Here is a 23,975-nt window from a genome sequence, read left to right as displayed (position 1 = left end):
GCGTCAGAGCGCCACGCTCACCTGGGCCCCCGACAGCTGGCTGGCCGCCACACGCAGGGCCATTTCAGCGGCGTAGCGGCGGGTGATGGCGCCCAGCAACCGCTGCAGGGTCTGGGAGCGGCTGAGCCGCTGCAGATCCCCCACCAAAGCCAGGGATCCATCGGTGTGGCGCGTCCAGCCCAGCCGCTCGCCACTCGGAAGGGTCACCTGCAAATCGACAGGCTGGGTCTCGCCGGCGAAACCCTCCAGCTGGCCGCCCCACTCAGGGGAATGGCCCAGGGCCGCCAGGCTGGCTGCGAGTCCCTCGGCATCGCGAAGCACGGTTGGCAGGATGGAGAGGTGGGACACGGCGCAATGCCCGCTTTTGCAGACCCTAGCGATCAAGAGCCCTGCGTCCAGTGGCCGTTGCCACCGGATTGCTTAGAAGCCCAGGCAACGGCCTGGGCACCGGAGCCCGGCCCCCTGCGGCTGGGGGTGATGGCCTCCGGTGCCGGCAGCAACTTCGAGGCCCTGGTGCAGGCCTGCCGCCAGGGCAACCTCCAGGCTGAAGTGGCCCTGCTGGTGGTGAACAACAGCGGCTGCGGAGCCCAGCAGCGGGCCGAGCGGCTGGGCATTCCCTGCCAATTGCACGATCACCGGCACCATCCCAGCCGCGAGCAACTCGACCGGGCCCTGGTGGCCAGCTTTCAGGCGGCTGCCGTGGATCTGGTGGTGATGGCGGGGTGGATGCGGGTGGTCACCCCCACCCTGATCGGCGCCTTCCCAGACCGGTTGGTCAACATTCACCCCTCCCTGCTGCCCAGCTTCCGGGGCCTCGATGCGGTTGGTCAGGCCCTGGCGGCCGGGGTGACCCTGGCCGGTTGCACGGCCCACCTGGTGAGCGAGGAGGTGGATGCCGGCAGAATTTTGGTGCAGGCGGCCGTGCCCGTGCTGGCTGGCGACGACCACGCCAGCCTCACCCGGCGGATCCAGATGCAGGAGCACCGGATCCTGCCCCTGGCCGTAGCCCTCACCGCCCAGCAGCTTGGCGAGCCTGACTGAGAGGGCTCAGGGATAGAAGGGCAGCAGCGGCAGACCCGTCGTGGACTCCAAGCCCGCCATCAAATTGAGGCACTGCACCCCCTGGCCCGCCTGACCCTTCACCAGGTTGTCGATCGCGCCCATCACGATCAGCTGGCCGGTGCGGGGATCAACCTGCACCGACAGCAGGGCCCGGTTGGTCTGGCGCACCCATTTGGTGGAGGGGTAGGTGCCCACCGGCAGCACCTCCACGCAGGGGGCCTGGCGGTAGGCCGAGGCCAGCAGGGTGGCGCAGTCTTCAGCGGTGAGGCCCGGATCCCGCAGGCGGCAATACACGGTGGCCAGTAGACCCCGCACCATCGGGATCAGGTGGGGCGTGAACTGCAGCTGGATCTCGCGGCCGGCCACCCGGCCCGCCATCTGCTCAATCTCGCTGGTGTGGCGATGACCCACCACGCCGTAGGGCGCCACCGACTCGGAACACTCGGCCAGCAGCAGGTGCTCCTTGGCGGCCCGTCCGCCGCCGGAGGTGCCGGTCTTGGCGTCGATCACGATGCCGCCGGTGTCGATCAGGCCCTGCTTCAGAAAGGGCAGCAGCCCCAACAGGGATGCGGTGGGGAAGCATCCGGGGGCGGCCACCAGGCGGGCGCGACGGATCGCATCCGCCTCCCATTCCGGCAGCCCGTACACAGCCTCACTGCACAGGTCGCCGTCGCTGCGGGGCACCTGGCGGGCCTCGGTGGCGTACACCTCCTGCCACTGGGCCAGGGAGCTGTAGCGGTAGTCGGCGGAGAGATCCACCACCCGCACGCCGCGCTCGAGCAAGGGAGGCACCAGCTGGGCCGCCAGGCCGTTGGGCAGGCTGAGCACCGCCAGATCCGCCGCCTCAGCGATGGCGTCGGGCTCCGGGGTCTGCACCACCGGGTCGCCGGCCAGGGGCAGGAAGGGCACCAGTTCGCTCCAGCGCTTGCCACTGCTGCGCTCGCCGCCCAGGAATGTGACGGCCAGGTTTGGGTGCTGATGCAGCAGCCGCAAGGTTTGGAGCCCGCCGTAACCACTGGCCCCGATCACCGCAACGCGCTTGTTGTCCATGGCAGAGGCCCTGGGAAGGACGACTCGGGCTTTATAAAGGATGATTGCGCCAGGGCTGACGCCCCACCCGCACTCCGTTGACCCTCCTGCGCGACCAGCCCCTCCCCTCCCACGACCCCGGCATCCGTTTCGACTCGATCGCCGATGCCCTGGCGGCGATCCGCAACGGCGAGTCGATCGTGGTGGTGGACGACGAGAACCGCGAAAACGAGGGCGACCTGATCTGCGCGGCCCAGTTCGCCACGCCCGAGCAGATCAACTTCATGGCCATCGAGGCACGGGGCCTGATCTGCCTGGCGATGGAGGGCGAGCGGCTCGATGCCCTCGATCTGCCGCTGATGGTGGATCGCAACACCGACAGCAACCAGACCGCCTTCACCGTGAGCGTGGATGCGGGTCCCGAGAACGGGGTGAGCACTGGCATCTCCGCGGAGGATCGGGCCCGCACCATCCAGGTGGCGATCCATCCCCACACCCGTCCCAACGATCTGCGCCGGCCCGGCCACATCTTTCCCCTGCGGGCCAAGCAGGGCGGCGTGTTGAAGCGGGCTGGTCACACCGAAGCCGCCGTCGACCTGGCTCGCCTGGCCGGCCTCTACCCGGCCGGGGTGATCTGTGAAATCCAGAACAGCGACGGCTCCATGGCCCGGCTGGCCCAGCTGGCCGTGTACGCGAAGCGCCACGGATTACGCCTGATCAGCATTGCCGACCTGATCCGCTACCGCCTCGACACCGAGCGCTTCGTGCGCCGCCAGGCGGAAGCCACCTTGCCCAGCGCCTTTGGCGACTTCCGCGCCATCGGCTACCGCAACGAGCTCGATGGCAGCGAGCACATGGCGATCGTGAAGGGGCAACCGGAGCGGGCTAAGGCCCCGGTGCTGGTGCGGGTGCACAGCGAATGCCTCACCGGCGATGCCTTCGGCTCCCTGCGCTGCGACTGCCGGCCCCAACTGGAAGCCGCCCTGCGCATGATCGAAGCGGCCGGCGAAGGCGTGGTGGTGTATCTGCGCCAGGAGGGCCGCGGCATCGGCCTGATCAACAAGCTCAAGGCCTATTCCCTCCAGGACACAGGCCTCGACACGGTGGAGGCCAACGAGCGCCTCGGCTTCCCAGCCGACCTGCGCAACTACGGCGTCGGTGCCCAGATCCTCAGCGATCTGGGGGTGAACCGCCTGCGCCTGATCACCAACAACCCGCGCAAGATCGCCGGCCTGGGCGGCTACGGCCTGAAGGTGGAAGACCGGGTGCCGCTGGTGATGGATCCCGGCAGCCACAACGCCGCCTACCTGCAAACCAAGCGCATCAAGCTGGGACACCTGATGGGAGATGGGCCGTCCTGCCCCATCGGTGGGCCCACGGCGGTGCTCGCCTGGCACAGCACCGCCGAGCAGCACAACACGGAGCTCAGCACGGTGGCGATTGCCGCCCAGCTGGACGCCCTCCAGCAGTGGGCGCAGGCGCAAGGGCTGCAGGTGGAGCGTGAGGAGCACCCGCGCCTGCTGGCCCTGCTCAACCAACCGGCGCTGGCGGTGGTGCTCAGCGGCCTCGACCAGACCCGGGGTGGGGTGGGCGCCGTAGGGGCAGCCCTCAGCCAGATGGCGCACTGGAGCCACACCAGCGCCGTCAGCCTGCTGCTGGCTCCAGATGCCCAGCGGAGCAGTCACCCCAGCGCCGATCTGGAGCCCCAGCAGCGCTCCCTCAGCGAACTGGGCGCCGAGCTGAAGGTTCAACCCGGCGCCTTTCTGGTCTGGCGCTAACGCAGTCCTGGCTGGACTGTCTTCAGTCCTGAATCGTCACCTTGGTGATGCGGCTGCCGTTCTTGAGGGCGAGCACCACGTCCATGTTGCCGGTGTGGCCAAACACGGTGTGCACGCCATCGAGGTGGGGCTGGGCGCCATGGCAGATATAAAACTGCGAACCACCGGTGTTCTTGCCGGCATGGGCCATCGCCAGGGTGCCGGCCTGGTGCTTCTGGCTGTTGATCTCACAGTCGATCTGGTAGCCGGGGCCACCGGTGCCAGCCATGCCGCGGGAGCCTTCCCGGCTGTTGGGGCAGCCGCCCTGGGCCATGAAGCCGGGGATCACGCGATGGAACGCCAGACCGTCGTAGAAGCCCTCCTTGGCGAGCTTGGTGAAGTTGGCCACGGTGTTGGGCGCATCGCTCTCGAACAGGTCGAGTTCGATGGTTCCGGCCTCGGTCTCCATCACGGCTTTGGTCACGGTTGCTGCGCGTAAAAGGCGACTGTATGGGGTAAGCGAAACCGCGTGCTAAAAATGGAGGGCCATGCGGTCGCCTCGCCGATGAGCAGCCCCACGTCCGACTCGCCCAACGGCCTCGATCTGAGCCGTGCCCGGCTTGGAATCCTGGGAGGCAGTGGCCTCTACGCGATGGAGGGCCTGGAGGATGTGCAGGAGCTGACGATCGACACGCCCTACGGGGCTCCCTCCGATTCCCTGCGACTGGGCAGGATCGGCGATCTGGAGGTGGTGTTCCTGGCCCGCCACGGCCGGCACCACAGCCACACCCCCACGGAGGTGCCCTACCGCGCCAACCTCTGGGCCCTGCGCTCCCTGGGCGTGCGCTGGATCCTGTCCTTGTCGGCAGTGGGATCCCTGCAGGAGCAGTTTCGGCCGCTCGACATGGTGGTGCCCGATCAATTCATCGATCGCACCCACCAGCGCCCGCTCACCCTGTTTGGCGACGGGCTGGTGGCCCACGTGGGCTTCGCCGATCCCTTCTGTCCGGTGCTCAGCCGGCTGCTGGCCGATGTGGGCGAAAGCCTGATGCCCACCGGCCGCCAATTGCACCGCGGCGGCACCTACCTCTGCATGGAGGGTCCGGCCTTCTCCACCCGCGCCGAATCGGAGCTCTACCGCTCCTGGGGCTGTGCCGTGATCGGCATGACCAACCACACCGAAGCGCGCCTGGCCCGGGAAGCTGAGATCGCCTACGCCACCCTGGCAATGGTGACCGACTACGACTGCTGGCACCAGGAACACGCCTCGGTGACGGTGGAGATGGTGATCGCCAACCTGCACGCCAACGCCAGCCTGGCCCAGCAGATCGTGCGGGTGGCGGCCGAACGGGTAGCGGCCCAGCGCCCCACCAGCAGCGCCCACCAGGCCCTGCGCCACGCCCTGATGACCCCCAAAGAGCAGGTGCCGGCCGACACCCGCCGCCGGGTCGACCTGTTCACCGCGCCCTATTGGGGCCCCTACAGCTGAGCCACACCGTTCAACTCAGCACCGCAGGCCTGCAGGGCCGCCCGCAGGCTGGGGCCGTGCTGGGCCAGATGGGCGGCGGCTGAGCCCGGATCCATGCCTGAGGCGGCCATCAACAGGGCGAGCTTCACCGAACCACCCGACTGCTCCAGCAGCTGGGCGCCCTGCTCGCGGCGCACCCCGGCCAGGTCCTGCAGGATGCGCTGGGCCCGATCTTCGAGCTTGGTGTTGGTCACGGCCACATCCACCATGCGGTTGCCGTGCACCTTGCCCAGCCGCACCATCACGCCGGTGGACAGCAGGTTGAGGGCCATCTTGGTGGCGGTGCCGGCCTTAAGCCGGGTGGAGCCGGCCAGCAGCTCGGGGCCCGTCAGCAGGCGGATGTCGATGTCACAGGGCATGGGGGCCTGGTTGGCGGGCACGCAGGCCATGGCGATCGCCAGGGCACCGATTGCCTGGGCGTGGCGCAAGGCGCCGAGCACGTAGGGAGTGGTGCCACCGGCGGCAATGCCCACCAGGCAATCGCCAGCTCCGAAGCCCCGCTCCTCCAGATCGTGCTGGCCGGCCTCGGCCAGATCCTCCAGCCCCTCCGAACTGCGCAGCAGGGCGGGCGCCCCGCCGGCTAGCACGCCCTGCACCAACTCCGGCGACGTGCAGAAGGTGGGCGGGCATTCGGCCGCATCGAGCACCCCCAGCCGGCCTGATGTGCCGGCGCCCAGATAAAACAGCCGCCCGCCGCTCGCGAGCCGCGTCGCAATGGCATCCACGGCAGCCGTCAGGGCCGGAGCCGCCTCCTCCAGGGCCCGTTGGGGCTCCCGGTCGTTGGCGCAGAACAAAGCCACCAACGCGTCGGTGGACAGCTGGTCGAGCCGCTCGCTGAGGGGATTGGCCTGTTCGGTGAGCAGGTGGCCGCGGTCAGCGCCGGGCGCTGCCCCGCTCACAGCAGGCCCTCGAGCTGGCGGCGGAAGGCCTCCAGGCTGGGGTCGCCAGAACTCTCGGGAGTCTCGACCCCCTGCTGCTCCTGCCAGTTGGCGACATCCATGTTGCGCTCGGGCGGCGCGATCAGCAGGCGGTCTTCGGCGCTCTGGGGCAGAAACCCCGCCGGCACGAAACGGGCCTCGTAACCCGCCTGGCTGCAAAACAACTCCATCTCCTCCCGGTCGAGCGGCTCCACGCTGGGCACGGGAAAGTCCTGGGCCTCCAACAGTCCTGCGTACCGCTCCGCATCATCGCGGTCCTCAAACAGCAGCACCACGGTGCGGCCGTTGAGCTCCAGCGAATGGATGCCTTCCTGGTCACTTCCGGCATCGAACAGCAGCACGTGCACCGGCATGGATCGCGGCAAAGGGCAGAGGACCCTCAGTGTGTCACCGGTGCAGACCGTCTGGATCGTCGGCCAGTTCCTGCAGGCGGCGATACAGGGCGGCTTCGGCGTCGCCCAACTCCTCGGGCACCACGATGCGCACCTCCACCAGCTGGTCGCCGCGCTGCTCCCCCCACTCCTGGCCACGGCCCCGCAGGCGCAGTAGCCGGCCGCTCGAGGAGCCCGGCGGCACCCGCAGCTTCACCGGCCCCCGCAGGGTTGGCACCACCACCTCGGCGCCCAGGGCGGCTTCCGCTGGGCTGAGCTCCAGCGGGTAGAGCACCCGCAGGCCATCGATGCGCAGCCCCTCCTCCGTGCGCACCCGCAATTGCAGGAAATGGTCGCCGCCGCCGGGGGTCACCCCCGCGAGCCGCAGCCGCCAGCCATCGCCCGCCAGGGGTGGGGTCCACACCTCCACCGCCGTGCCATCGGCAAGCTCCAACTCAACCCGCTCCCCCTGGAGGGCCTGCTCGGGGCTGAGCTCCACCAGGCTCTCTTGGTCGCTGGAGGCCTGCACCGGCAGCGGCGGCGGCGGCGAGGCCGTCACCGAGCCCGGGGCCTCTCGCTCGTGTCGCTCTGGCTCGGCGTCGGGCTCCGGGGCGGCCACGTCGTCGCGTCCGGGGGGCTGAGCATCGGCGCCAGAGCCCCGACGGGAACGGCGCCGCTCACCAAACAGAGCGTCGAGGTACTCCTCGAAGTCGGGAAAGCCTGTGGCGAAGGGATCCTGCGGCTCCCGGTCGGGGGCCTCACCACGAGGATCGCCGGCCTCCCAGGCCTGGCGGCGGCGCGGGTCGGACAGCACCGCATAGGCCTCGTTGACCAGCTTGAAGCGCTCCTCTGCCAGCGGGTCATTGCCGTTGAGGTCGGGATGCCAGCGGCGGGCCTGGGCGCGAAAGGCCCGCTTGAGGCTGCTGGCGTCGGCGCCGGGCTCAAGGCCCAGCACCGACCAGTAGTCGGACGGGGCGGCGGGGCTACGCGTCACCGGTAGGACCCATCCCCCCAGGGGTCGTCATCCACCCGGGGCGGGCGCTCACGCACCAAAGCTTCGGGTTCGCGATAGGGAGGTTCCCTGTAGCTGGGCTCTCGATAGGCCGGCTCTCGATAGGCCGGCTCGCGGTCATAACGCGACGGCGGCATGGCCCAGGGGTCGCTGCCGGGGCGGTTCCAGTCGTCCCAGTCGTCGTCGGCAAACAACTCATCCTTGAGGGAGCCCAGCGTGTTCTTGAGGCCCTGCAGGGGCCCCTGCTCGGCCTTGCGCTCACTCAACAGACGCCGGTTGAGCCCAAACAGGGCCTCCTGAAGCTGGCTCACCGCCAGTTCCAGCTCCACCAGGTCGTCGGCGGCGAGCAGGTCCTGCACATCCCGAAGGGCCATCTCCACCGAGCGTTGCTGCCGCTCGGCGCCATAGGGCCCCAGCTCCAGGGCGGCATCCCTGAGCCTGCGCTCCGCCTGGGCCACCAGAGTCTGGGCCCGGTTGCGGCGGTCGATCTCAGACCGCTTGCGGCGATCTTCGCTGGCCTTCTGCTCCGCCTCCTCGATCAGCTTGGTGATCTCCTCCTCGCTGAGATTAGAGCCGCCCTGGATGCTGACGCTCTGCTGCCGGCCGGTGGTGCGGTCGGTGGCCGACACCTGCAGCAAGCCGTTGGCATCGATGTCAAACGACACCTGCACCTGGGGCACGCCCCGGGGAGCCGGCGGGATGCCAGACAGGCGGAAGCGGCCCAGGCTCTTGTTGTCGTCGGCCATCTGCCGCTCCCCCTGCAGCACATGGATCTCCACCGAGCTCTGGTTGGCCTCGGAGGTGCTGAACAGGTCGCTCTTGCGCACCGGAATGGAGGTGTTGCGCGGGATCAGCACCTTCATCACGCCACCGATGGTCTCCAGACCCAGCGACAGGGGCGTGACGTCGTTGAGCATCAGATCGCGCAGCTCGCCGGTGAGGATGCCGGCCTGCACCGCAGCGCCGATCGCCACCACCTCATCGGGATTCACCGACTGGCAGGGCTCCAGGGGGATGAGGGTGCGCACCATCTCCTGCACCATCGGCATGCGGGTGGAGCCGCCCACCAGCACCACATCGTCGATGTCCTCGGCTGCCAGGCCGGAATCGCGCAGGGCCCGCTGCACCGGCCGCAACAGCCGATCGAGCAGGTCGGGGCAGAGCCCCTCAAACACCCGGCGCTCCAGGGTGGTTTCAATGTGCAGCGGCCCGTCGGGACCGGTGGCGATGAAGGGCAGCGAGATGGGCGTGCTCTGCACTCCGCTCAGCTCGATCTTGGCCTTCTCCGCCGCCTCAGTGAGGCGCTGCAGGGCCTGACGGTCGCGGCGCAGGTCGATGCCGTGCTCCACCTGGAAGGCATCAGCCAGCCAGTCAACGATGCGGCGATCCCAGTCGTTGCCGCCCAGCTGGGTGTCGCCGCTGGTGGCCTTCACATCGAACACCCCCTGGGCGATGCGCAGCACCGACACATCGAAGGTGCCGCCGCCCAGGTCGAACACCAGCACCCGCTTCACCGTGCTTCGGTCGAAGCCGTAGGCGAGGGCCGCAGCCGTGGGCTCATTGAGGATGCGCTCGACGCTGATGCCCGCCAGCCGGCCGGCATCCCGGGTGGCCTGGCGCTGGGCGTCGTTGAAATAGGCCGGCACGGTGATCACCGCCGCCTCAACGGGTTCCCCCAGGTAGGTGGCGGCGTCATCGCAGAGCTTGCGGAGCACACTCGCAACCAGCTCTTCCGGGGCGTACTCCCGCTCGGTGGCCGGACAAACCACCCGCACATTGCCCTGGTCGTTGGCCCGCACCGTGTAGGGCACCGAAAGGCTGCCCTCCTCGAGTTCGTCCCACTGGCGCCCCACGAAGCGCTTGAGGTTGGCAAAGGTGTTGCGGGGGTTGAGCACCAGCTGGCGGCGCGCCAATTGGCCCACCAGCAGCTCCTGGTCGCGGCTGAAGCCCACCACCGACGGCGTCGTGCGGCCACCCTCGGCACTGGCGATCACCGCGGGGCGGCCACCCTCCAACACAGCCACCACCGAGTTGGTGGTGCCCAGGTCGATGCCGACTATCCGCGACATGCCACCCCGCGACATGACAACCCGTGCCATGCAAAACCGTGCCAGGAAACCCGTCGACCCATGAAACCGGCTGTTCCAGCCCCGCGCGGTGGAGCCCAAAACTACCGGGCCTTCAGACGTTAATCACCACTTAAACGGCGTGGTGTGGGGCTCTTCGTAGATTTGGCCTGGATCGGCCACCTCTGCGCTGACCGATGCAAAGCCTTCTCCCCCCATGCTGACGGACCGAAGCCCCGCCCTGGACGCAGACGCGTTCACCCTGCGTCGGCGACCACCGACCGAAAAACTGGTGGACCTGGGCTTCCGCCAGCTGACCCTGGTGCTGGCCTCGATGGTGGCCATCGTGCTGCTGGGCATCTTTCTCACCGTGTTCCAGGGGGCACGGGAGGCGATCGCCACCTTCGGACTGGACTTTCTCACCACCTCCGCCTGGGACCCCGTCAACGAGCAGTACGGGGCCTTCATCGCCATCTACGGCACCCTGGTGACGTCCTTTTTGTCACTGCTGATTGCCGTGCCCCTGGGGGTGGGCACGGCCATCTTCATCACCGAAGACCTGATTCCAACGGTGGTGCGGGATGCCATCAGTCTGATGGTGGAGCTGCTGGCAGCGATTCCCTCGGTGGTGCTGGGCCTCTGGGCGATCTTCGTGATGGAGCCGGCACTCCGCCCAGCCCTCAACCTGCTCCACAGCCTGCTCGGCTGGAGTCCGTTTTTTAACACCGTGCCCCAGGGCCCAGGCATGGCCCCGGCCATCCTGATCCTGGTGGTGATGGTGCTGCCGATCATCACGGCGATTTCGCGGGATGCCCTCAACCAGGTGCCGATTGAGTTGCGCCAGGGGGCCTACGGCGTTGGCACCACCCGCTGGGGCGCGATCTTCAGCGTGATTCTGCCGGCGGCGATCTCCGCCATCACCGGAGGCGTGATGCTGGCTCTGGGCCGTGCCATGGGCGAAACCATGGCCGTCACGATGATCATCGGCAACGCCCTCAATTTCAACCTGTCGCTGCTGGCACCGGGCAACACCATCGCTTCCATGCTGGCCAACCAGTTCGGTGAAGCCGATGGCATTCAGGTGTCGGCCTTGATGTATGCCGCCCTGATCCTGATGTTGCTCACATTCGCCGTGAATGTGGCAGCCCAGTGGATCGTGCGTCGCCTCAGCCTGCGCTACTGAGATCCCCCATGGCAAACCAGCCCCTCACCTACTCCAGCAGCGCCCTCTTCGACAGAAGGCCACTGCACTTTGACCCCAACCTGCGGCGCAATCGACTCAACCAGCTGTTCACCGGAATCGCTGGCTTGTTCGCTGTGGTTGCCGTTCTGCCCTTGGTGCTCGTCCTGTTTCACGTGCTGATCCAGGGCGGCCGACTGATCTCCGTGGGCATGTTCAGTGAACTGCCACCAGCACCAGGTCTCGATGGGGGCGGCATTGGCAATGCCATTCTCGGCACCCTTCTGGTGACCCTGATTGCCTCCCTGATCGCCATCCCAGTGGGCGTAGGGGGTGGCGTCTACCTCAGCGAATACTCCCAGCGGGGTTGGTTTGCCCAGTTTGTGAGCTTCGGCAACGACGTGCTGGCCGGCGTTCCGTCGATCATCAGTGGAGTGTTCGTCTACGGGATCGTGGTGGCGACGCGGGTGTTTTTCGATCAGAGCTACAGCGCCATGGCTGGCGGTATCGCCCTGGCGGTGCTGATGCTGCCCACCGTGATCAAAACCACCGATGAAGGCCTCAAGCTGGTGCCTCAGGAACTTCGCTGGGGGGCCTATGGCGTGGGGGCCTCGAAGTTTGTGACGGTGATGCGAATCACCCTGCCCTCAGCCTTCACCCCCATCGCCACGGGTGTGGTGTTGGCGATCGCCCGAGCCGCCGGCGAAACCGCACCACTGATCTTCACCGCGCTGTTCTCCCCCTTCTGGCCCGAAGGGGTGTTCAACCCGATCGCCACCATGTCGGTGCTGATCTTCAACTTCGCGATCATGCCCTATGAGGCCCAGAACGCGCTGGCCTGGGCGGCCTCCTTCGTGTTGGTGATGATGATCCTGGGCGCCAATCTCCTGGCTCGCTGGATTAGTCGGATGGCCAAAGTCTGATCACGACCCAAACCGATTTCCTTAACTCCTCCCTGCACTCGAGCCATGACCAGCAGCTTCCACACCAGCCCAGCCGTTGAAGCCAGCAAGGAGGACATCTGCATGTCGCTCCAGAACGTCACCATTTCCTACGGGAAGTTCGAGGCCGTCAAGAATGTCTTTATGGACATTCCCCGCGGACGGGTCACAGCGTTCATCGGCCCATCCGGCTGCGGTAAGTCGACCGTGCTGCGCGGTTTGAACCGCATGAACGATTTAATTCCAGGCTGCAGACTGAAGGGGCGCGTGGTGTTCGATGGCTACGACCTCTACGACCCCAAAGTGGATCCGGTGGAGGTGAGGCGGCGAATTGGCATGGTGTTTCAGAAACCCAATCCATTTCCCAAATCCATCTACGAAAACATCGCCTTCGGTGCCCGCATCAACGGCTTCAAGGGCGACATGGATGAGCTGGTGGAACGCTCCCTGCGCAAGGCTGCCGTGTGGGATGAGTGCAAGGACAAACTGCGCGAAAGCGGCTTTGCCCTCTCGGGTGGTCAGCAGCAGCGCCTCTGCATCGCCCGCGCCATCGCCACCGAGCCGGAGGTGATCCTGATGGACGAGCCGTGCTCAGCCCTCGATCCGATCTCCACCCTCAAGATCGAAGAGACGATGCATGAGCTCAAACGGAGCTACACGATCATCATCGTGACCCACAACATGCAACAGGCGGTGAGGGTGGCTGATCACACGGCCTTCTTTAATGCCGAAGCGGTGGAAGGAGGCACCGGCAAGGTGGGGTATCTGGTGGAGTTCAACGACACGGAACGCATCTTCAATGCCCCCGCTCAGCAGGCCACCCAGGACTACGTCAGCGGCCGCTTCGGTTGAGGATCAAGCGGCAGGATTGAGGCCACCGACGACACCCTTGGCTCACGAAGAAATTGCCATGAAAAAGCCGGCTGCGAGGCCGGCTTTTGAACGGAGAGGGAGGGATTCGAACCCTCGATAGAGTTGCCCCTATACAGCATTTCCAGTGCTGCGCCTTCGACCACTCGGCCACCTCTCCAGGGGCAAAATGGGGCAACCAGGTGGCAATGTAGCAGTTCGACTCTGGCTTCCCAGTCGCTTCGCACCATGACCCGCAGCCACCCGATCACGATCCACTGGCGCCAGACCGGCCGCGTGATCCGCCACGAGGTGCCGGAGGGGGACTACATCCTGCGCAGCTTTGAACAGCAGGGCGATGCCCTGCCCTTCAGCTGCCGCAATGGCTGCTGCACAGCCTGCGCCGTGCGGGTGCTTTCCGGGGAGATCGACCAGCGGGAGGCGCTGGGGCTGTCGCGTGAATTGCGCGGCCGCGGCTACGGCCTTCTCTGCGTCGCGCGTGCCACCGGTCCGCTGGAGGTGGAAACCCAGGACGAAGACGAGGTGTACGAGCTGCAGTTCGGTCGCCACTTCGGCCGCGGCAAGGTGCGCCCTGGCCTGCCCCTCGACGACGAATGACTGACTTCCCCACCCATCCGGCCAGCCTTTCGAACCAGGCCTGGGAAGCCTCGGAGCTGCCGGCCGTTGAACTCGAGCGGCTCGCCGCCGTAGCCCGCCGGGCGGCGGAGGCCGGCGCCGAGCAGCTGCGCCATCACTTCGGCCACCTGGAGCGGATCCGCGAGAAGGGCCGGGCCGGCGACCTGGTGACCGAAGCCGATGTGGCGGCGGAGCAGGCCGTGATGGCGGTGCTCGAGCAGGAGACGCCCGAACTGGGGGTGCTGGCGGAGGAGAGTGGTCGGCGCCAGGGCCAAGGTTCACCGCTGGAGTGGTGCGTGGACCCACTCGATGGCACCACCAACTACGCCCATCGGTTTCCGTTCTTCGGCACCTCGGTGGGCCTCACCTGGAATGGCCAGCCGCTGCTGGGGGCCCTGGCGGTGCCAGCGCTGGAGCAGCTCTACTGGGCGGCGCCGGGGTTGGGGGCCTGGGCCAACAACAGCCCGATCCGGGTGAGCGACTGCAGCGAACTCAGCCAGTCGCTGCTGGTCACCGGCTTCGCCTACGACCGTCACACCCGCCTCGACAACAACTACGCCGAATTCGCCTGGTTCACCCATCGCACCCGCGGGGTGCGGCGGGCCGGCGCCGCTGCGGTGGATCTGGCCTTTGTGGCCGACGGCCGGTTGGATGGCTACTGGGAGCGGGGGCTCTCGCCCTGGGACCTTGCCGCCGGCGTGGTGCTGGTGGAGCAAGCCGGCGGGGTGGTGTGCGCCTACGACGGCGGTCCGGCGGAGCTGGCCAGCGGCAAGCTGATCGCCTGCACACCGGGGCTGCGCCAGGCGCTGATCGAAGGGCTGGCCGCCTGCAAGCCCCTGGCAGGCGGCAGCTACGGCGCTCCCGAGCTCGATGCCCCCAGCCTGGATCCATAGGATCAGCCCAGTCCCTTTCGCCAGCTCGTCGCCGCAATGGCCCTGCAACCCGCCGCCGGCGCCCGGGATCTCAATCCCCGCGAGGTGGAAGGCAACCGCCGCATCGCCGAGCAACTGGCTGCGGTCTACCGGCTCTGGGGTTACCAGGAGGTGGCGCCGCCGAGTTTTGAACGGCTGGACACCCTCGAGGCCGGTGGTGGCATCGATGGCCGTGAGCTGGTGCGGTTGGCCACCGATGAACCTCTGGGCTTGCGCCCCGAGCTGACCGCTTCGATCGCCCGGGCCGCCAGCACCCGCCTGGCGGAGCGGCCCCGCCCCCTGCGCCTGTGGGCGATGGGCAGCACCTTCCGCAGCTCCACCGGCGATGGCGGCGGCCAGCGGATCCTTGAACAGCTCCAGAGCGGTGTCGAGCTGCTGGGGGTGCGCTCCGCCGCCGCCGACGTGGAACTGATGCGACTGCTGCTCGCGGCCGCCGGACGACTGGGCCTGGAGGAACGCCATCAACCCCGACTGCTGGTGGGGCACCACGGCGTGCTCAGCGCCCTGCTGAGCCAGCTCCCCGACGGACAGCGCAGCGCTGCCCGCCGCGCCCTCACCAACTTCGATCCCCTGGCACTGGCCCAGCTGCCCCTGCCGGAGTCCGATCGCCAGCGGCTGGCCACCTTGATGCGCCTGCGGGGCGAGCCGGCCCGGGTGCTGTATCAACTCGAGCAATGGCTGGGCCCCGTGCCGCTGCTCTCCGAGCTGGGCGCCACCCTGGCCGCGGTGGCCCCGGCTGTCGAGCGGCTGGGGGTGGCGCTGCAGCTCGATCCCAGCTTCCAGCCCCACTTCGCCCTCTACGACGGCCTGGTGCTGAAGCTGGTGTGCCAGGGCCAGGAAGCGCCGGTGGAGATCGCCAGCGGTGGCCGCTACGACGCCCTGGTGGGGCGGTTCTGCCAAGACCCTGCCCAGGCCGCAGGCGTGGGCTTCGGCTTTGACATCGAGGCGGTGCGCGAGCTGGTGGCACCAACGCTGGACGCCTCTTCGCCGGTGTTGGTGGCCTACGGCCGGCCGGAGGATCTGGCCCCGGCCCTCGATCACCTCGAAGCCCTGCACCAGGCCGGCACCTGTGCAGAACTGCTCAGCGGTGCCACCGCCAGCCAGGCCGAAGCCCAGGCCATCGGCGAGGGCCGAGGCTGCAGCCGCACCCTCTGGATCGCTCCCTAGGATCCGGCCAGCACCCGCGCGAGCCATGGCCCACACAATCGTCACCAACGTCTGTGAGGGCGTCGCCGATTGCGTCGATGCCTGCCCCGTGGCCTGCATCCATCCAGGCCAGGGCGCCAACACCAAGGGCACGGCCTTCTACTGGATCGACTTCGACACCTGCATCGACTGCGGCATCTGCCTGCAGGTGTGCCCGGTGGCCGGGGCGATCCTGCCGGAGGAAAAGCCCGAGCTGCAGCAGGCCGGCTGAAGCACCGCCCCTAACGCTCCAACACCTCGTGGGTGGCTGAGACCCAGGCGCCGCTGCCGTCGTAGCAGCGGATCAGGCGCTCGAGCCGATCGGGCGCCGTGAGCCAACCGGCCTCCACGCTGAAGGCTTCCCGGTGGCTCACCTGCTGGGGCCAGCGGCAATAGCCGCCATCGGCGAGCCACTGCAACTCAGCCATCTCGGCAGCCGAGAAGCTCACCCGGGCCTCCGATCGATCGGGCTCGGGCCAGTCGGCGGCAATGGTGGCCCGGCTGCCCTGCCACGAAACCTGCAACTGCTCCGGCGTCAGCGGCGGACACTCCTGGGCGCCCGAGCCGACGCGGTATTCCCGGATCAGCACCAGCTGGTCGGCATCGCCGGCTTCGGTGTAGAGCAGCACCAACCGGTGGCGGCGATCGCCGTGCACAAAGCCAAACTCTCCGCCGAACACCGTGCCCGGGGCCAGCTGCAGCGACCCCTTGCAGAACGTGCCGGTGTCAAAAAACACCACCTGGCGGCCGAGGCTGCGGTACTCCTGGCTCAGGTCGCTGCTGGGCGGAGCGCTGCGGTCGCCCCCTTCAAAGCGCTGCCGGCGGAAGCGCACCATCGAGATCGCACCCTCTGCGTTCTGCTCGCCGGCTTCGAGGCTGAGGAGCGAAAGGGTGGTCTTGAGCTCCGTGCCCGTGGGGCTGATGCCGGTGAAGGAGCCCTGCCAGACCCCCAGATTGGCCAGGAAGTTCTGCCACTGGCTGGCCATCGGCTGGGGATCAGGAGACTGCAACTGATCCTATGGAGCCCCCACCGGCAGAGGCCTTGGACGGTTTCCTGCCCATGGCGCCCCCTTGGCGGGCGGCCCCACCCCGGGGGAATGTGGGCCCAGCGTGATTTTGAAAACTGTGGTGCTGCAGGCGGAACAGGGCCAGATTCAGATCCATACTGAGAACATCTTTCCGATCATCAAAAAGGCCGTCTACAGCGGCCATGAGGTGTTCCTGCGGGAGCTGGTGAGCAATGGCGTCGATGCCATCAGCAAGCGCCGCATGGCCGCCATGGCCGGCGACTGCAGCGAAGGCCCCGAAGGCAAGATCTCCATCCGCATCGACCGCGAAGCCAAAACGCTCACCATTTCCGACAACGGCATCGGCATGGGCGCCGACGAGGTGAAGCGCTACATCAACCAGGTGGCGTTCTCCAGCGCCGAAGACTTCCTCGAGAAGTACAAGCAGGAGAACGACGCGATCATCGGCCACTTCGGCCTGGGCTTCTACTCCAGCTTCATGGTGGCCAAGCAGGTGGAGCTGGTGAGCCTCTCGGCCCGCGAGGGGGCTGAGGCGGTGCGCTGGAGCTGCGATGGCTCGCCCAACTTCAGCCTGGAGGCTGCTGAGCGCAGCGAGCCGGGCACCGATGTTGTCCTGCACCTGATGGAGGAGGAGCTCGAGTACATCGAGCCAGCCCGCATCCGCACCCTGATCACCACCTACTGCGACTTCCTGCCGGTGGAGGTGCAGCTGGAAGGCGAAACCGTCAACAAGCGCGAATCCCCCTGGCGCAAGAGCCCGCGCGACTTGAGCGACAACGACTACATCGAGCTCTACCGCTACCTTTACCCCTTCCAGGGCGACCCCCTGCTGTGGGTGCACCTCAACACCGACTACCCCTACAACCTGCAGGGGATCCTCTATTTCCCCAAATCCACTGGCCGGGCCGACTGGGAGAAGGGTGAGATCAAGCTCTACTGCAACAACGTTTTTGTGAGCGACTCGATCAAGGAGGTGGTGCCCCGCTACCTGCTGCCCCTGCGCGGCGTGATCGATTCGCCCGACATCCCGTTGAACGTGAGCCGTTCAGCCCTGCAGACCGACCGGCGGGTGCGCTCGATCGGTGGCTTCGTGGCCAAGAAGGTCGGCGACCGGCTCAAGGAGCTGCATCGCGACGATCCGAAGCGCTACGCCGAGATCTGGGAGTCGCTGGCTCCGTTCATCAAGATCGGCGCCATGGAGGACGACAAGTTCGCCGAGCAGGTGGCCGATCTTGTGCTGTTCGGCAGCACGGCTGCCGCCGGCGAAGGCGACAGCCCCGACCCGATCCCCGGCGAAAACGGCAAGGCCTACACCACACTGGCGGGCTACCGCTCGCGTCTGGCCGCCGACAACGACAAGCGGATCCTCTATTGCACCGATGAGGCCGGGCAGGCCGGGGCGCTCGCCCTGTGGAAGAGCCAGGGCGCCGAGGTGCTGCTGGCCGACACGTTCATTGATACCCAGTTCATCCCCTGGCTGGAATACCGCCACGAGGAGCTGAAGTTCCAGCGGGTGGATAGCGAGCTCGACGACTCCCTGCAGGAGAAGGAGAGCGAGCTGAGTGATGCCGAGGGCAAGGATTCCAGTGAAAAGGTGCGGGAGCTGTTCAAAGGCGCCCTGGCCAACGACAAGATCACCATCCAGGTGCAGGCCCTGAAGGGCGACAACGCCCCCGCCGCGTTGATCCTGCTGCCGGAGCAGATGCGTCGCATCAACGACATGGGCGCCCTGATGGAGCAGCGCTTGCCGGGCCTGCCCGATCACCACGTGCTGTTGGTCAACCGCAAGCACCCCCTGGTGGAGGGCCTCCTGAAGCTCTCGGCCGGTTCGGTGATCACCGGTGCCGGCGGTAGCTCCCCAAGCCAGCAGCTCGCCGACGACCTCAGCCGCCATGTCTACGAGCTGGCGCGCCTGGCGGTGGGCGGCCTGGAGCCCAACGAACTGGCCGGCTTCCAACAGCGCAGCGCCACCCTGATGGGGCAGCTGATGGAGCGGGGGCTCTAAAACCGCAACCAGCCCTGGGCCAAGGCGATCTGAAAGCCAACGGTGCCCAGCAAGGAACCCAGCAGCCCACCAGCAAAGGCCAACCAGGCGATCGGTGCTCCCACCGCCTGGCTGACCGAGGTGGGCTGAACGAGGCTCAGGCGCTCAGCGGCAGTGGACTGATGGTCCTGCTGGCGACGGATGAGGGCTTCGAAATTAGGCATTCAATTTCCTGGGCAACGGACTGATAGGCCGACCAACCGGCCATGCGGCGGGGGTCAGCCCGGCCGCGGTCGTCGATGGCGGCAAACACGGGCAATCCCTGGGTTTCGGCCTTGTCGAAGGCGGCCAGCAGGGGGATTTCGGCCCTGAGCACCTGCAGACCAAAGGATTCGAGCGCTTGGCGTGCTTCCTGGGCAGCCCGTTGCTGACGCAAATCCACCTTCACGAGCAGCACGGCATGGGGCACCTGCACGCGCTGCAACAGCTGGGCCAGTTCAACGGTGAGCTCGACGGCACGGGCCTTGGGGGCGGTGGGCAGCAGCACGAGGTCGGAACCCTCGGCCAGATGGCGCAGCTCCTCCTCATCGCTGCTGGCCTGGCCATCGGTGATCACCACATCAGCGAAGCGTGTGGCCTTGGCGGCGGCTTCCACCGGCACCACGTGGAAGGGCAATTCGCCGCGGATGCGGTAGGCCAGGGCCGAGCGGTTGCGGTCGGCGTCCACCACGCACACCGATCGGCCGCGCTCCGCCCAGACACTGGCGAGGTGGATGCTGGTGCAGGTTTTGGCAACCCCACCCTTCTGGCCGGAAACGGTGATGAACACCGCAGTTCAACAACTGGGCGCAAAATAGAGTGGTCGATCGAATCGTTCAATCAAATCCGCTACCTGGCGGAGCGATGTGAGCAAAAGCCCACGCAAGCCCAGGCCCAGGTGCCATCCCTTGCCGGGGCCGACACCCCCCCTTACAGACCGGTTGGTACAGTGGTGTCTTGGGCGTTTTGCCCTGCACGTCGTTTCGGAAATCGGTCATGTCCCGGGTCTGCCAGCTCACCGGCAAGCGCGCCAACAACGGCATGGCCGTCTCGCACTCCCACGTGCGCACCAAGAAGCTGCAACAAGTGAACCTGCAAGAGCGGCGCCTCTGGTGGGCCGAAGGCAACCGCTTCGTCAAGCTGCGCGTCTCCACCCGCGCCCTGAAAACCATCCAAAAGAAGGGCTTGGGCGCCTACGCCAAAGAGCTCGGCGTCAACCTGGCCAAGATCTGAGCGCACCATGCAACGCCGGGCAGTTCTGCGCAGCCTGGCCGCCCTGGTGCCTGCCACTCTCGGGGCAACGAGCCTGCTGGCCTTCGGTCGGCAGGCTTTTGCATTGGGAGGCACGTTGCCGGCCCTGAATCAGCCCGCTCCGGATTTCTCCCTGCCGGGCATCACTCCCGCGGCCGATGGTGAGGCCATCGAAACCCGGTTGCAGCTCGCTGATTTCCGAGGACGCTGGCTGGTGCTGTATTTCTATCCGCGTGATTTCACCGGCGGTTGCACTCTGGAAGCACGCGGCTTTCAGAAGGATCTGGCTGCCTTTGAAGCCGCAAACGCCGCCGTGGTGGGTGTGAGCGCCGATGACGCCGAATCCCACGCCGACTTCTGCAGCAGTGAAGGCCTGGCTTTTCCGCTGCTCTCCGATCCAGCGGGCAGCGTCAGCCGCGCCTATGGCAGCTGGATCGCCCCGTTTTCTCAGCGCCACACCTTCCTGATTGATCCCGTTGGTGTGTTGCGGTCCACCTGGGTGGCCGTGCGTCCGAGCGGCCACAGCGCCGAAGTGCTGGCCACCCTGCAGGAGCTTCAGATCAGCCGCTAGGTCGTCAGGCCAGCCGGTAGGTCATGAACCAGCCCGTGCCGGGGCCTTCCACCTCCCAGCGCGGCAGCCAGTGCCGCCAGCTGTAGCGCACGCCATGGCCGCCCCGGCCCACCTGCACGTAACCGCCACCGGGATTGTCGAGTTCGCCATAGGGATCGTTGAACACACCCACAGCGGGCTGATGGCCGATCGCCAGGATCCAGTGACCGCCTCCGCGGGGAGCATGGCTGGGCCCGTGGTGCAGAAACCCAGCGCCCACCGGAAAACCGGCCTCGATCTCTCGCTGCAGCACCTGGCGAGTGCCATGGGTGGCAAAGCGGGCCTGCACGCCGTAGTGGGCGCAGGCCGAAATCTGGGCCGTCGGCGAGGTGGTGTCGCCAAAGCGCTGCACGGTGCGCAGGTAGGTGTCGTCGGCGTTGATACCCAGCAATGCCCCAGGGCGCAGGTATTTGATGGCCATGGCGCAGGTGCTGGAAAAGCACATGCGATGGGCCTGGCCTGGCACGGCACTGTCGGTTTGCACGTAGTACTGACGCACCGGCAGAACGGTGCCAGCGGAAACGCTCATGCCCCCTACTAGCAAGAGCCGCAGCAGGTGTCCAGGCTCTCCAGCAGTTGTCGGTGCACCGCCGTCTGCTGGCGGAGCTCCGCCAGCCGGGCGCTGGACGGCGGCCTGTCAAGCACAGCCGTCCAGGCGGCCACCAGCTCGGCCGGCGCTGCTGCCGCATCCAGGCTGTGGCAGGGGCAGCCCAGGGCAGAGGCGGCGGCGGCCACTTTCGGGTCGTAACTGAGGGCGGCGCAGGGCGCTCCGGAGAGGGCCGCCAGGATCAGGCCATGAAGGCGCATGGCCACCACCAGCCCGGCACCACTGCCCATCGCCATTGCTTCGATGGGCCGCTCCGCCAGCACCTCCCGGCTGCGGGCCGCCAGGCCTGCCGGCAGCAGTTGCCCCTGGCGCAAGTGCTCCAGCAGGCCCCGGTCCTGCGTGGCGTGGAAGGGCAACCAGATCACCTCGCGATCGTGCTCGCGGGCCAGTTGATCCAGGGCCTCGAGATAGGGGCGCCAGGCTGCTCCCTGCAGCAGACCGGTTGGCCGAAAACAGAGCACCAAGGGGCCACCACGCCCTCGCCAGGGCTGGGCTGGCAGGGCCCACACCGGATCACTGCCCACCGGGCCCTCGCGCCCGAGGCGCTTGGCCAGAGCCGCCGACTCCGGATCCCGCCAGCTCATCGCCGTGGCCAGGCGCAACAGGCGGCCCACCAACAGCCTGCTGCGACGGCGCCGAAGCGGACCCAAACCCTGGCCCCAGAGCAGCACCGGCTTGCCTTCCAGCCGGGCCGCCGCAATCAGAGCGCCGTAGTAGAGCAAGCTGCGGAAACTGGTGGAATCCTGCAACAGGCTGCCGCCGCCGAGCACCAGGGCATCGCAGCGCCGCAGCGCCTTGAGCACGAGCGGCAAGCTGCGGCGTGGCACCGTCTCCACTCCGAAGCGCTCTTGCACCAAAGCAGCGTCATGGGATGTCACCACGGCCTGGCACCCCGCAGGCAGTTGGCTCAACAGCACCTCCAGCAAGGCGTCATCACCGAGGTTGTGTTCCCCGTAGTAACCGCACAACAAAACCCTGCGGGGCGACAGGGTCGTGGTCACCAGACCCATCGGAGCCGGGTCAGTCTTCTGTCTGGTCTCGCGCACGAGCCGGGTCTCACCGCCCGATCAGCATGGCACCTAAACAGATTGGTGCAGATCGCTGCATCGATGCAGATCGCTGCATCGATGCAGATTGATGGCCATCAGCTCTGGGAGCGGAGATCCGCAGCGCACACGCCGCATTCACAACCACCACTTCGACAGCCATCGTTGGGATCATGTCGCGCTCCGCGATGACGACATCGTCATCGCCAGCCCCTACAAGAGCGGCACCACCTGGTTGCTAGCCATCGTGGCCCACCTGGTGTTTGACGGTGAACTGGCGGCCCCTCTGGCTGACCTCTCTCCCTGGCTGGAAGCCAATTACCACGATCTCGACAGCTTTGCGCTGACGCTGGAGCAGCAACGCCACCGCCGTTTCATCAAAAGCCACCTACCCCTCGATGCCCTGCCCTGGGATCCCCAGCGGCGTTTTCTCTACATCGCACGCGATGGAAGGGATGTGGCGATGTCGCTCTGGAATCACTACCTCAACTGGAGCGATCAAGCCCATGCCCTGGTCAACCAGGTACCCAACGAACGGGGCGAGACCTTCCCTCTCCCCCCGGCAGACGTGCAGACCTTCTTTGATCGCTGGTTGCACAACGGTTGGCTGGCCTGGGAGCGGGATGGCTGGCCCTTCTGGTCGTTCTTTCACAACGTGCAGTCGTGGTGGGATCACCACCATCAGGCCAACATCCTGCTGCTGCACTACAGCGACCTCAAGGCCGATCTACCGGCCCAGATCGCCAGGATTGCCAGCTTTCTCGGCATGGAGATCGATGCTCCGCGGCTCGAGACGGTGGCGGCTGCGGTCGCCTTTGATGCCATGCGACTCCACAGCGATCGCTACGTGCCCTGCGGGGGGCGTCTCTGGAAAGGCGGCGCGACCACATTCCTCTACCGCGGCACCAATGGCCGCTGGCGCGGCGTCCTTCGTCCGGATCAGCTCGAGGCCTACGACCGTGTCAGCCAGGAAGCCCTCAGCCCGGCCTGTCACAACTGGCTGCATGGCGGCGACAGAGAAGCGTCGCTAGCACGTGAGCGGTGCTAACAGAACGCAATGGTGACGGAGGAAGCCCTTGAGGCCCTCGATCTGCTGATCTGGCTCGGAAATGGCAGCCATGCCGGTGAGCTCGCGCATTGCAACCAGAGCACCGTGTCGCGTCGGGTTCAGCAGACCCTGGCCACCTTCAACCTCAAACTGCACCGCGTCTCAGAAGCCTGGCAAATGACGGGCGACCCACGGCTGCTCCGCCTTGAGCGGCAGCTGCACCAACGCTGCCGGTTTCTGGGACGGCAGGCCCTGCGCCTGCAGGCCCCTTACTGGAGCTCCGATGCCCTGTTCAACAACCTGCCTCCTCACTGGATCAGCAACCCCTTCAGCATCTTGGGCTCCGCCCACCACTGCCTCGACCTGCTCGAGCAACGGGTGGTTGACGCCTGCCTGGCCACCCTGCCGGAACGGCCGGCCAGCAATGACACCCGATTTGCCTGGTTCGACCTGTTCCAGTCTCCGATCCATCTGGTCACGAGCCCTGAAGCACGGGTGAGCCGGATCACCCAGCCCAGCAGGGCTGAGATCGGCACCCATTGCCACATCGCCACCTTCCCCTTCAACCCTCGCGCCCAGAAGCAGTTCATCCGCGGCTTCTATGCGCACCACTTCCGGCCTGCTCGCACCCGCAGACGGGCGCGACACCCCGACACGGATCCTGTTTATTTCGCCAACAGCCTCATGCTCAAAGCCCTGGCCGTCAAAATTGACGTCGTCCGCGTCAAGGTGGCCGTACCGTCTCACTACGTGGAAAGTCTGGTGGTGTTGCACGAACACCGGGAAGAGCCGGCTGTTGCCCAACTGGTTGAACTGCTCCGCCGGCAGATCCTCGAACTGTCACGCTCCGAATCACAGCTCATCGCCATCCACTGA

The 23,975-nt window shown here is 67.0% G+C and carries 26 protein-coding genes and 1 tRNA gene; 15 read left to right on the top strand and 12 right to left on the bottom strand.

Annotation, left to right across the window (positions count from 1 at the left end; all coding sequences use genetic code 11):
- Positions 1-3 precede the first annotated feature (3 nt).
- A complete protein-coding gene (locus KBY57_RS00755) occupies positions 4-348 on the bottom strand; it encodes a DUF1257 domain-containing protein (RefSeq protein WP_254993987.1) in 345 nt (114 codons plus the stop codon).
- Between the two features lie 6 nt (positions 349-354).
- Here KBY57_RS00755 and purN point away from each other — a divergent pair, with 6 nt between their 5' ends.
- Positions 355-1,041, top strand: a complete 687-nt coding sequence (gene purN / locus KBY57_RS00750) for a phosphoribosylglycinamide formyltransferase (protein ID WP_409996378.1) — start codon at positions 355-357, stop codon at positions 1,039-1,041.
- Between the two features lie 6 nt (positions 1,042-1,047).
- On the opposite strand, the gene argC is transcribed toward purN, so the two are convergent.
- A complete protein-coding gene (gene argC / locus KBY57_RS00745) occupies positions 1,048-2,112 on the bottom strand; it encodes an N-acetyl-gamma-glutamyl-phosphate reductase (RefSeq protein WP_254993986.1) in 1,065 nt (354 codons plus the stop codon).
- 77 nt (positions 2,113-2,189) lie between these two features.
- On the opposite strand from argC, the gene ribBA reads away from it, so the two are divergent.
- Complete coding sequence (gene ribBA / locus KBY57_RS00740; protein ID WP_261356456.1) at positions 2,190-3,869, top strand: bifunctional 3,4-dihydroxy-2-butanone-4-phosphate synthase/GTP cyclohydrolase II; 1,680 nt, start codon at positions 2,190-2,192, stop codon at positions 3,867-3,869.
- 22 nt (positions 3,870-3,891) lie between these two features.
- On the opposite strand, the gene KBY57_RS00735 is transcribed toward ribBA, so the two are convergent.
- Complete coding sequence (locus KBY57_RS00735; RefSeq protein WP_254993985.1) at positions 3,892-4,332, bottom strand: peptidylprolyl isomerase; 441 nt, start codon at positions 4,330-4,332, stop codon at positions 3,892-3,894.
- An 81-nt stretch (positions 4,333-4,413) separates the two neighbouring features.
- On the opposite strand from KBY57_RS00735, the gene mtnP reads away from it, so the two are divergent.
- Positions 4,414-5,337 carry an S-methyl-5'-thioadenosine phosphorylase gene (gene mtnP, locus KBY57_RS00730; RefSeq protein WP_254993984.1) on the top strand — a complete coding sequence of 308 codons (924 nt, stop codon included), beginning with the start codon at positions 4,414-4,416 and terminating at the stop codon, positions 5,335-5,337.
- Here the strand turns inward: mtnP and murQ are convergent.
- The 4 genes from murQ to dnaK are packed head-to-tail and all read right to left on the bottom strand — an operon-like array spanning position 5,328 to position 9,766.
- Entirely contained in the window at positions 5,328-6,275 is a 948-nt protein-coding gene (gene murQ / locus KBY57_RS00725) for an N-acetylmuramic acid 6-phosphate etherase (RefSeq protein WP_254993983.1), read from the bottom strand. The genes mtnP and murQ overlap by 10 nt on opposite strands.
- The gene (locus KBY57_RS00720; RefSeq protein WP_254993981.1) at positions 6,272-6,667 is read right to left on the bottom strand and encodes a DUF3110 domain-containing protein; all 396 of its coding nucleotides are present in this window, start codon (positions 6,665-6,667) and stop codon (positions 6,272-6,274) included. Before KBY57_RS00720 ends, murQ begins: the two co-directional genes overlap by 4 nt.
- A 34-nt stretch (positions 6,668-6,701) precedes the next feature.
- A complete protein-coding gene (locus KBY57_RS00715; RefSeq protein ID WP_254993980.1) occupies positions 6,702-7,679 on the bottom strand; it encodes a DnaJ domain-containing protein in 978 nt (325 codons plus the stop codon).
- Complete coding sequence (gene dnaK, locus KBY57_RS00710) at positions 7,676-9,766, bottom strand: molecular chaperone DnaK (protein ID WP_254993978.1); 2,091 nt, start codon at positions 9,764-9,766, stop codon at positions 7,676-7,678. Before dnaK ends, KBY57_RS00715 begins: the two co-directional genes overlap by 4 nt.
- Before the next feature lie 214 nt (positions 9,767-9,980).
- On the opposite strand from dnaK, the gene pstC reads away from it, so the two are divergent.
- Genes pstC through pstB form a run of 3 tightly spaced genes read left to right on the top strand, consistent with a single transcriptional unit; the run spans position 9,981 to position 12,736 of the window.
- Complete coding sequence (gene pstC, locus KBY57_RS00705; RefSeq protein ID WP_254993977.1) at positions 9,981-10,946, top strand: phosphate ABC transporter permease subunit PstC; 966 nt, start codon at positions 9,981-9,983, stop codon at positions 10,944-10,946.
- 8 nt (positions 10,947-10,954) lie between these two features.
- Positions 10,955-11,866, top strand: a complete 912-nt coding sequence (gene pstA / locus KBY57_RS00700; RefSeq protein WP_254993976.1) for a phosphate ABC transporter permease PstA — start codon at positions 10,955-10,957, stop codon at positions 11,864-11,866.
- 45 nt (positions 11,867-11,911) lie between these two features.
- Positions 11,912-12,736 (top strand): phosphate ABC transporter ATP-binding protein PstB, encoded by an 825-nt coding sequence (gene pstB / locus KBY57_RS00695; RefSeq protein WP_254993975.1) that lies wholly within the window; start codon positions 11,912-11,914, stop codon positions 12,734-12,736.
- A gap of 91 nt (positions 12,737-12,827) precedes the next feature.
- Here the strand turns inward: pstB and KBY57_RS00690 are convergent.
- Positions 12,828-12,914, bottom strand: a tRNA-Ser gene (locus KBY57_RS00690).
- A gap of 68 nt (positions 12,915-12,982) precedes the next feature.
- On the opposite strand from KBY57_RS00690, the gene KBY57_RS00685 reads away from it, so the two are divergent.
- From KBY57_RS00685 to KBY57_RS00670, 4 genes are read left to right on the top strand one after another with little or no spacing between them, the layout of a single operon-like run.
- Positions 12,983-13,351, top strand: a complete 369-nt coding sequence (locus tag KBY57_RS00685; RefSeq protein WP_254993974.1) for a 2Fe-2S iron-sulfur cluster-binding protein — start codon at positions 12,983-12,985, stop codon at positions 13,349-13,351.
- Entirely contained in the window at positions 13,348-14,262 is a 915-nt protein-coding gene (locus KBY57_RS00680; RefSeq protein ID WP_254993972.1) for an inositol monophosphatase family protein, read from the top strand. The genes KBY57_RS00685 and KBY57_RS00680 overlap by 4 nt, the downstream gene beginning before the upstream one ends.
- Before the next feature lie 36 nt (positions 14,263-14,298).
- The gene (locus tag KBY57_RS00675; RefSeq protein ID WP_254993971.1) at positions 14,299-15,468 is read left to right on the top strand and encodes an ATP phosphoribosyltransferase regulatory subunit; all 1,170 of its coding nucleotides are present in this window, start codon (positions 14,299-14,301) and stop codon (positions 15,466-15,468) included.
- A 25-nt stretch (positions 15,469-15,493) separates the two neighbouring features.
- Positions 15,494-15,718 carry an indolepyruvate ferredoxin oxidoreductase subunit alpha gene (locus tag KBY57_RS00670; protein ID WP_094560299.1) on the top strand — a complete coding sequence of 75 codons (225 nt, stop codon included), beginning with the start codon at positions 15,494-15,496 and terminating at the stop codon, positions 15,716-15,718.
- Positions 15,719-15,728: 10 nt separating this feature from the next.
- Here KBY57_RS00670 and KBY57_RS00665 read toward each other — a convergent pair whose 3' ends face one another.
- Positions 15,729-16,472, bottom strand: coding sequence for a DUF3598 family protein (locus KBY57_RS00665; RefSeq protein ID WP_254993970.1), 744 nt, complete (start codon positions 16,470-16,472; stop codon positions 15,729-15,731).
- Positions 16,473-16,611: 139 nt separating this feature from the next.
- Here KBY57_RS00665 and htpG point away from each other — a divergent pair, with 139 nt between their 5' ends.
- Entirely contained in the window at positions 16,612-18,519 is a 1,908-nt protein-coding gene (htpG, locus tag KBY57_RS00660) for a molecular chaperone HtpG (RefSeq protein ID WP_254994244.1), read from the top strand.
- Between the two features lie 136 nt (positions 18,520-18,655).
- On the opposite strand, the gene KBY57_RS00655 is transcribed toward htpG, so the two are convergent.
- On the bottom strand, positions 18,656-19,327 hold the full coding sequence (locus KBY57_RS00655) for a ParA family protein (protein WP_254993969.1): 672 nt from the start codon (positions 19,325-19,327) through the stop codon (positions 18,656-18,658).
- 206 nt (positions 19,328-19,533) lie between these two features.
- On the opposite strand from KBY57_RS00655, the gene rpmB reads away from it, so the two are divergent.
- Both rpmB and KBY57_RS00645 read left to right on the top strand, forming a co-directional pair.
- Positions 19,534-19,770: a 50S ribosomal protein L28 gene (gene rpmB, locus KBY57_RS00650; protein WP_015108262.1), complete on the top strand. Its 237-nt coding sequence runs from the start codon at positions 19,534-19,536 to the stop codon at positions 19,768-19,770.
- 7 nt (positions 19,771-19,777) lie between these two features.
- Positions 19,778-20,359 (top strand): peroxiredoxin, encoded by a 582-nt coding sequence (locus KBY57_RS00645; protein WP_254993968.1) that lies wholly within the window; start codon positions 19,778-19,780, stop codon positions 20,357-20,359.
- 4 nt (positions 20,360-20,363) lie between these two features.
- Here the strand turns inward: KBY57_RS00645 and KBY57_RS00640 are convergent, their stop codons facing one another.
- Together KBY57_RS00640 and csaB are read right to left on the bottom strand one after the other, a co-directional pair.
- Positions 20,364-20,927 carry a hypothetical protein gene (locus tag KBY57_RS00640; protein ID WP_254993967.1) on the bottom strand — a complete coding sequence of 188 codons (564 nt, stop codon included), beginning with the start codon at positions 20,925-20,927 and terminating at the stop codon, positions 20,364-20,366.
- An 8-nt stretch (positions 20,928-20,935) separates the two neighbouring features.
- The gene (gene csaB, locus KBY57_RS00635; protein ID WP_254993966.1) at positions 20,936-22,015 is read right to left on the bottom strand and encodes a polysaccharide pyruvyl transferase CsaB; all 1,080 of its coding nucleotides are present in this window, start codon (positions 22,013-22,015) and stop codon (positions 20,936-20,938) included.
- 127 nt (positions 22,016-22,142) lie between these two features.
- Between csaB and KBY57_RS00630 the strand changes: the two genes are divergently transcribed.
- Positions 22,143-23,099 carry a sulfotransferase domain-containing protein gene (locus KBY57_RS00630; protein WP_254993965.1) on the top strand — a complete coding sequence of 319 codons (957 nt, stop codon included), beginning with the start codon at positions 22,143-22,145 and terminating at the stop codon, positions 23,097-23,099.
- Positions 23,100-23,111: 12 nt separating this feature from the next.
- Positions 23,112-23,975 (top strand): hypothetical protein, encoded by an 864-nt coding sequence (locus tag KBY57_RS00625; RefSeq protein WP_254993964.1) that lies wholly within the window; start codon positions 23,112-23,114, stop codon positions 23,973-23,975.

Source organism: Cyanobium sp. Aljojuca 7D2, from assembly GCF_024346415.1.
Taxonomy (GTDB): Bacteria; Cyanobacteriota; Cyanobacteriia; order PCC-6307; family Cyanobiaceae; genus Cyanobium_A.
Note: the sequence above shows the minus strand (reverse complement) of the source record. Positions and strands in the feature narration are given on the sequence as shown.

Coding starts and splice junctions, on each gene's coding strand:
- purN (WP_409996378.1), top strand. CDS start 355: ATGCCCGCTTTTGCAGACCCTAGCGATCAAGAGCCCTGCGTCCAGTGG.
- argC (WP_254993986.1), bottom strand. CDS start 2,112: ATGGACAACAAGCGCGTTGCGGTGATCGGGGCCAGTGGTTACGGCGGG.
- mtnP (WP_254993984.1), top strand. CDS start 4,414: ATGAGCAGCCCCACGTCCGACTCGCCCAACGGCCTCGATCTGAGCCGT.
- KBY57_RS00720 (WP_254993981.1), bottom strand. CDS start 6,667: ATGCCGGTGCACGTGCTGCTGTTCGATGCCGGAAGTGACCAGGAAGGC.
- dnaK (WP_254993978.1), bottom strand. CDS start 9,766: ATGTCGCGGATAGTCGGCATCGACCTGGGCACCACCAACTCGGTGGTG.
- pstC (WP_254993977.1), top strand. CDS start 9,981: ATGCTGACGGACCGAAGCCCCGCCCTGGACGCAGACGCGTTCACCCTG.
- pstA (WP_254993976.1), top strand. CDS start 10,955: ATGGCAAACCAGCCCCTCACCTACTCCAGCAGCGCCCTCTTCGACAGA.
- pstB (WP_254993975.1), top strand. CDS start 11,912: ATGACCAGCAGCTTCCACACCAGCCCAGCCGTTGAAGCCAGCAAGGAG.
- KBY57_RS00685 (WP_254993974.1), top strand. CDS start 12,983: ATGACCCGCAGCCACCCGATCACGATCCACTGGCGCCAGACCGGCCGC.
- KBY57_RS00680 (WP_254993972.1), top strand. CDS start 13,348: ATGACTGACTTCCCCACCCATCCGGCCAGCCTTTCGAACCAGGCCTGG.
- KBY57_RS00675 (WP_254993971.1), top strand. CDS start 14,299: ATGGCCCTGCAACCCGCCGCCGGCGCCCGGGATCTCAATCCCCGCGAG.
- KBY57_RS00670 (WP_094560299.1), top strand. CDS start 15,494: ATGGCCCACACAATCGTCACCAACGTCTGTGAGGGCGTCGCCGATTGC.
- KBY57_RS00665 (WP_254993970.1), bottom strand. CDS start 16,472: ATGGCCAGCCAGTGGCAGAACTTCCTGGCCAATCTGGGGGTCTGGCAG.
- rpmB (WP_015108262.1), top strand. CDS start 19,534: ATGTCCCGGGTCTGCCAGCTCACCGGCAAGCGCGCCAACAACGGCATG.
- KBY57_RS00645 (WP_254993968.1), top strand. CDS start 19,778: ATGCAACGCCGGGCAGTTCTGCGCAGCCTGGCCGCCCTGGTGCCTGCC.
- KBY57_RS00640 (WP_254993967.1), bottom strand. CDS start 20,927: ATGAGCGTTTCCGCTGGCACCGTTCTGCCGGTGCGTCAGTACTACGTG.
- csaB (WP_254993966.1), bottom strand. CDS start 22,015: ATGGGTCTGGTGACCACGACCCTGTCGCCCCGCAGGGTTTTGTTGTGC.
- KBY57_RS00630 (WP_254993965.1), top strand. CDS start 22,143: ATGGCCATCAGCTCTGGGAGCGGAGATCCGCAGCGCACACGCCGCATT.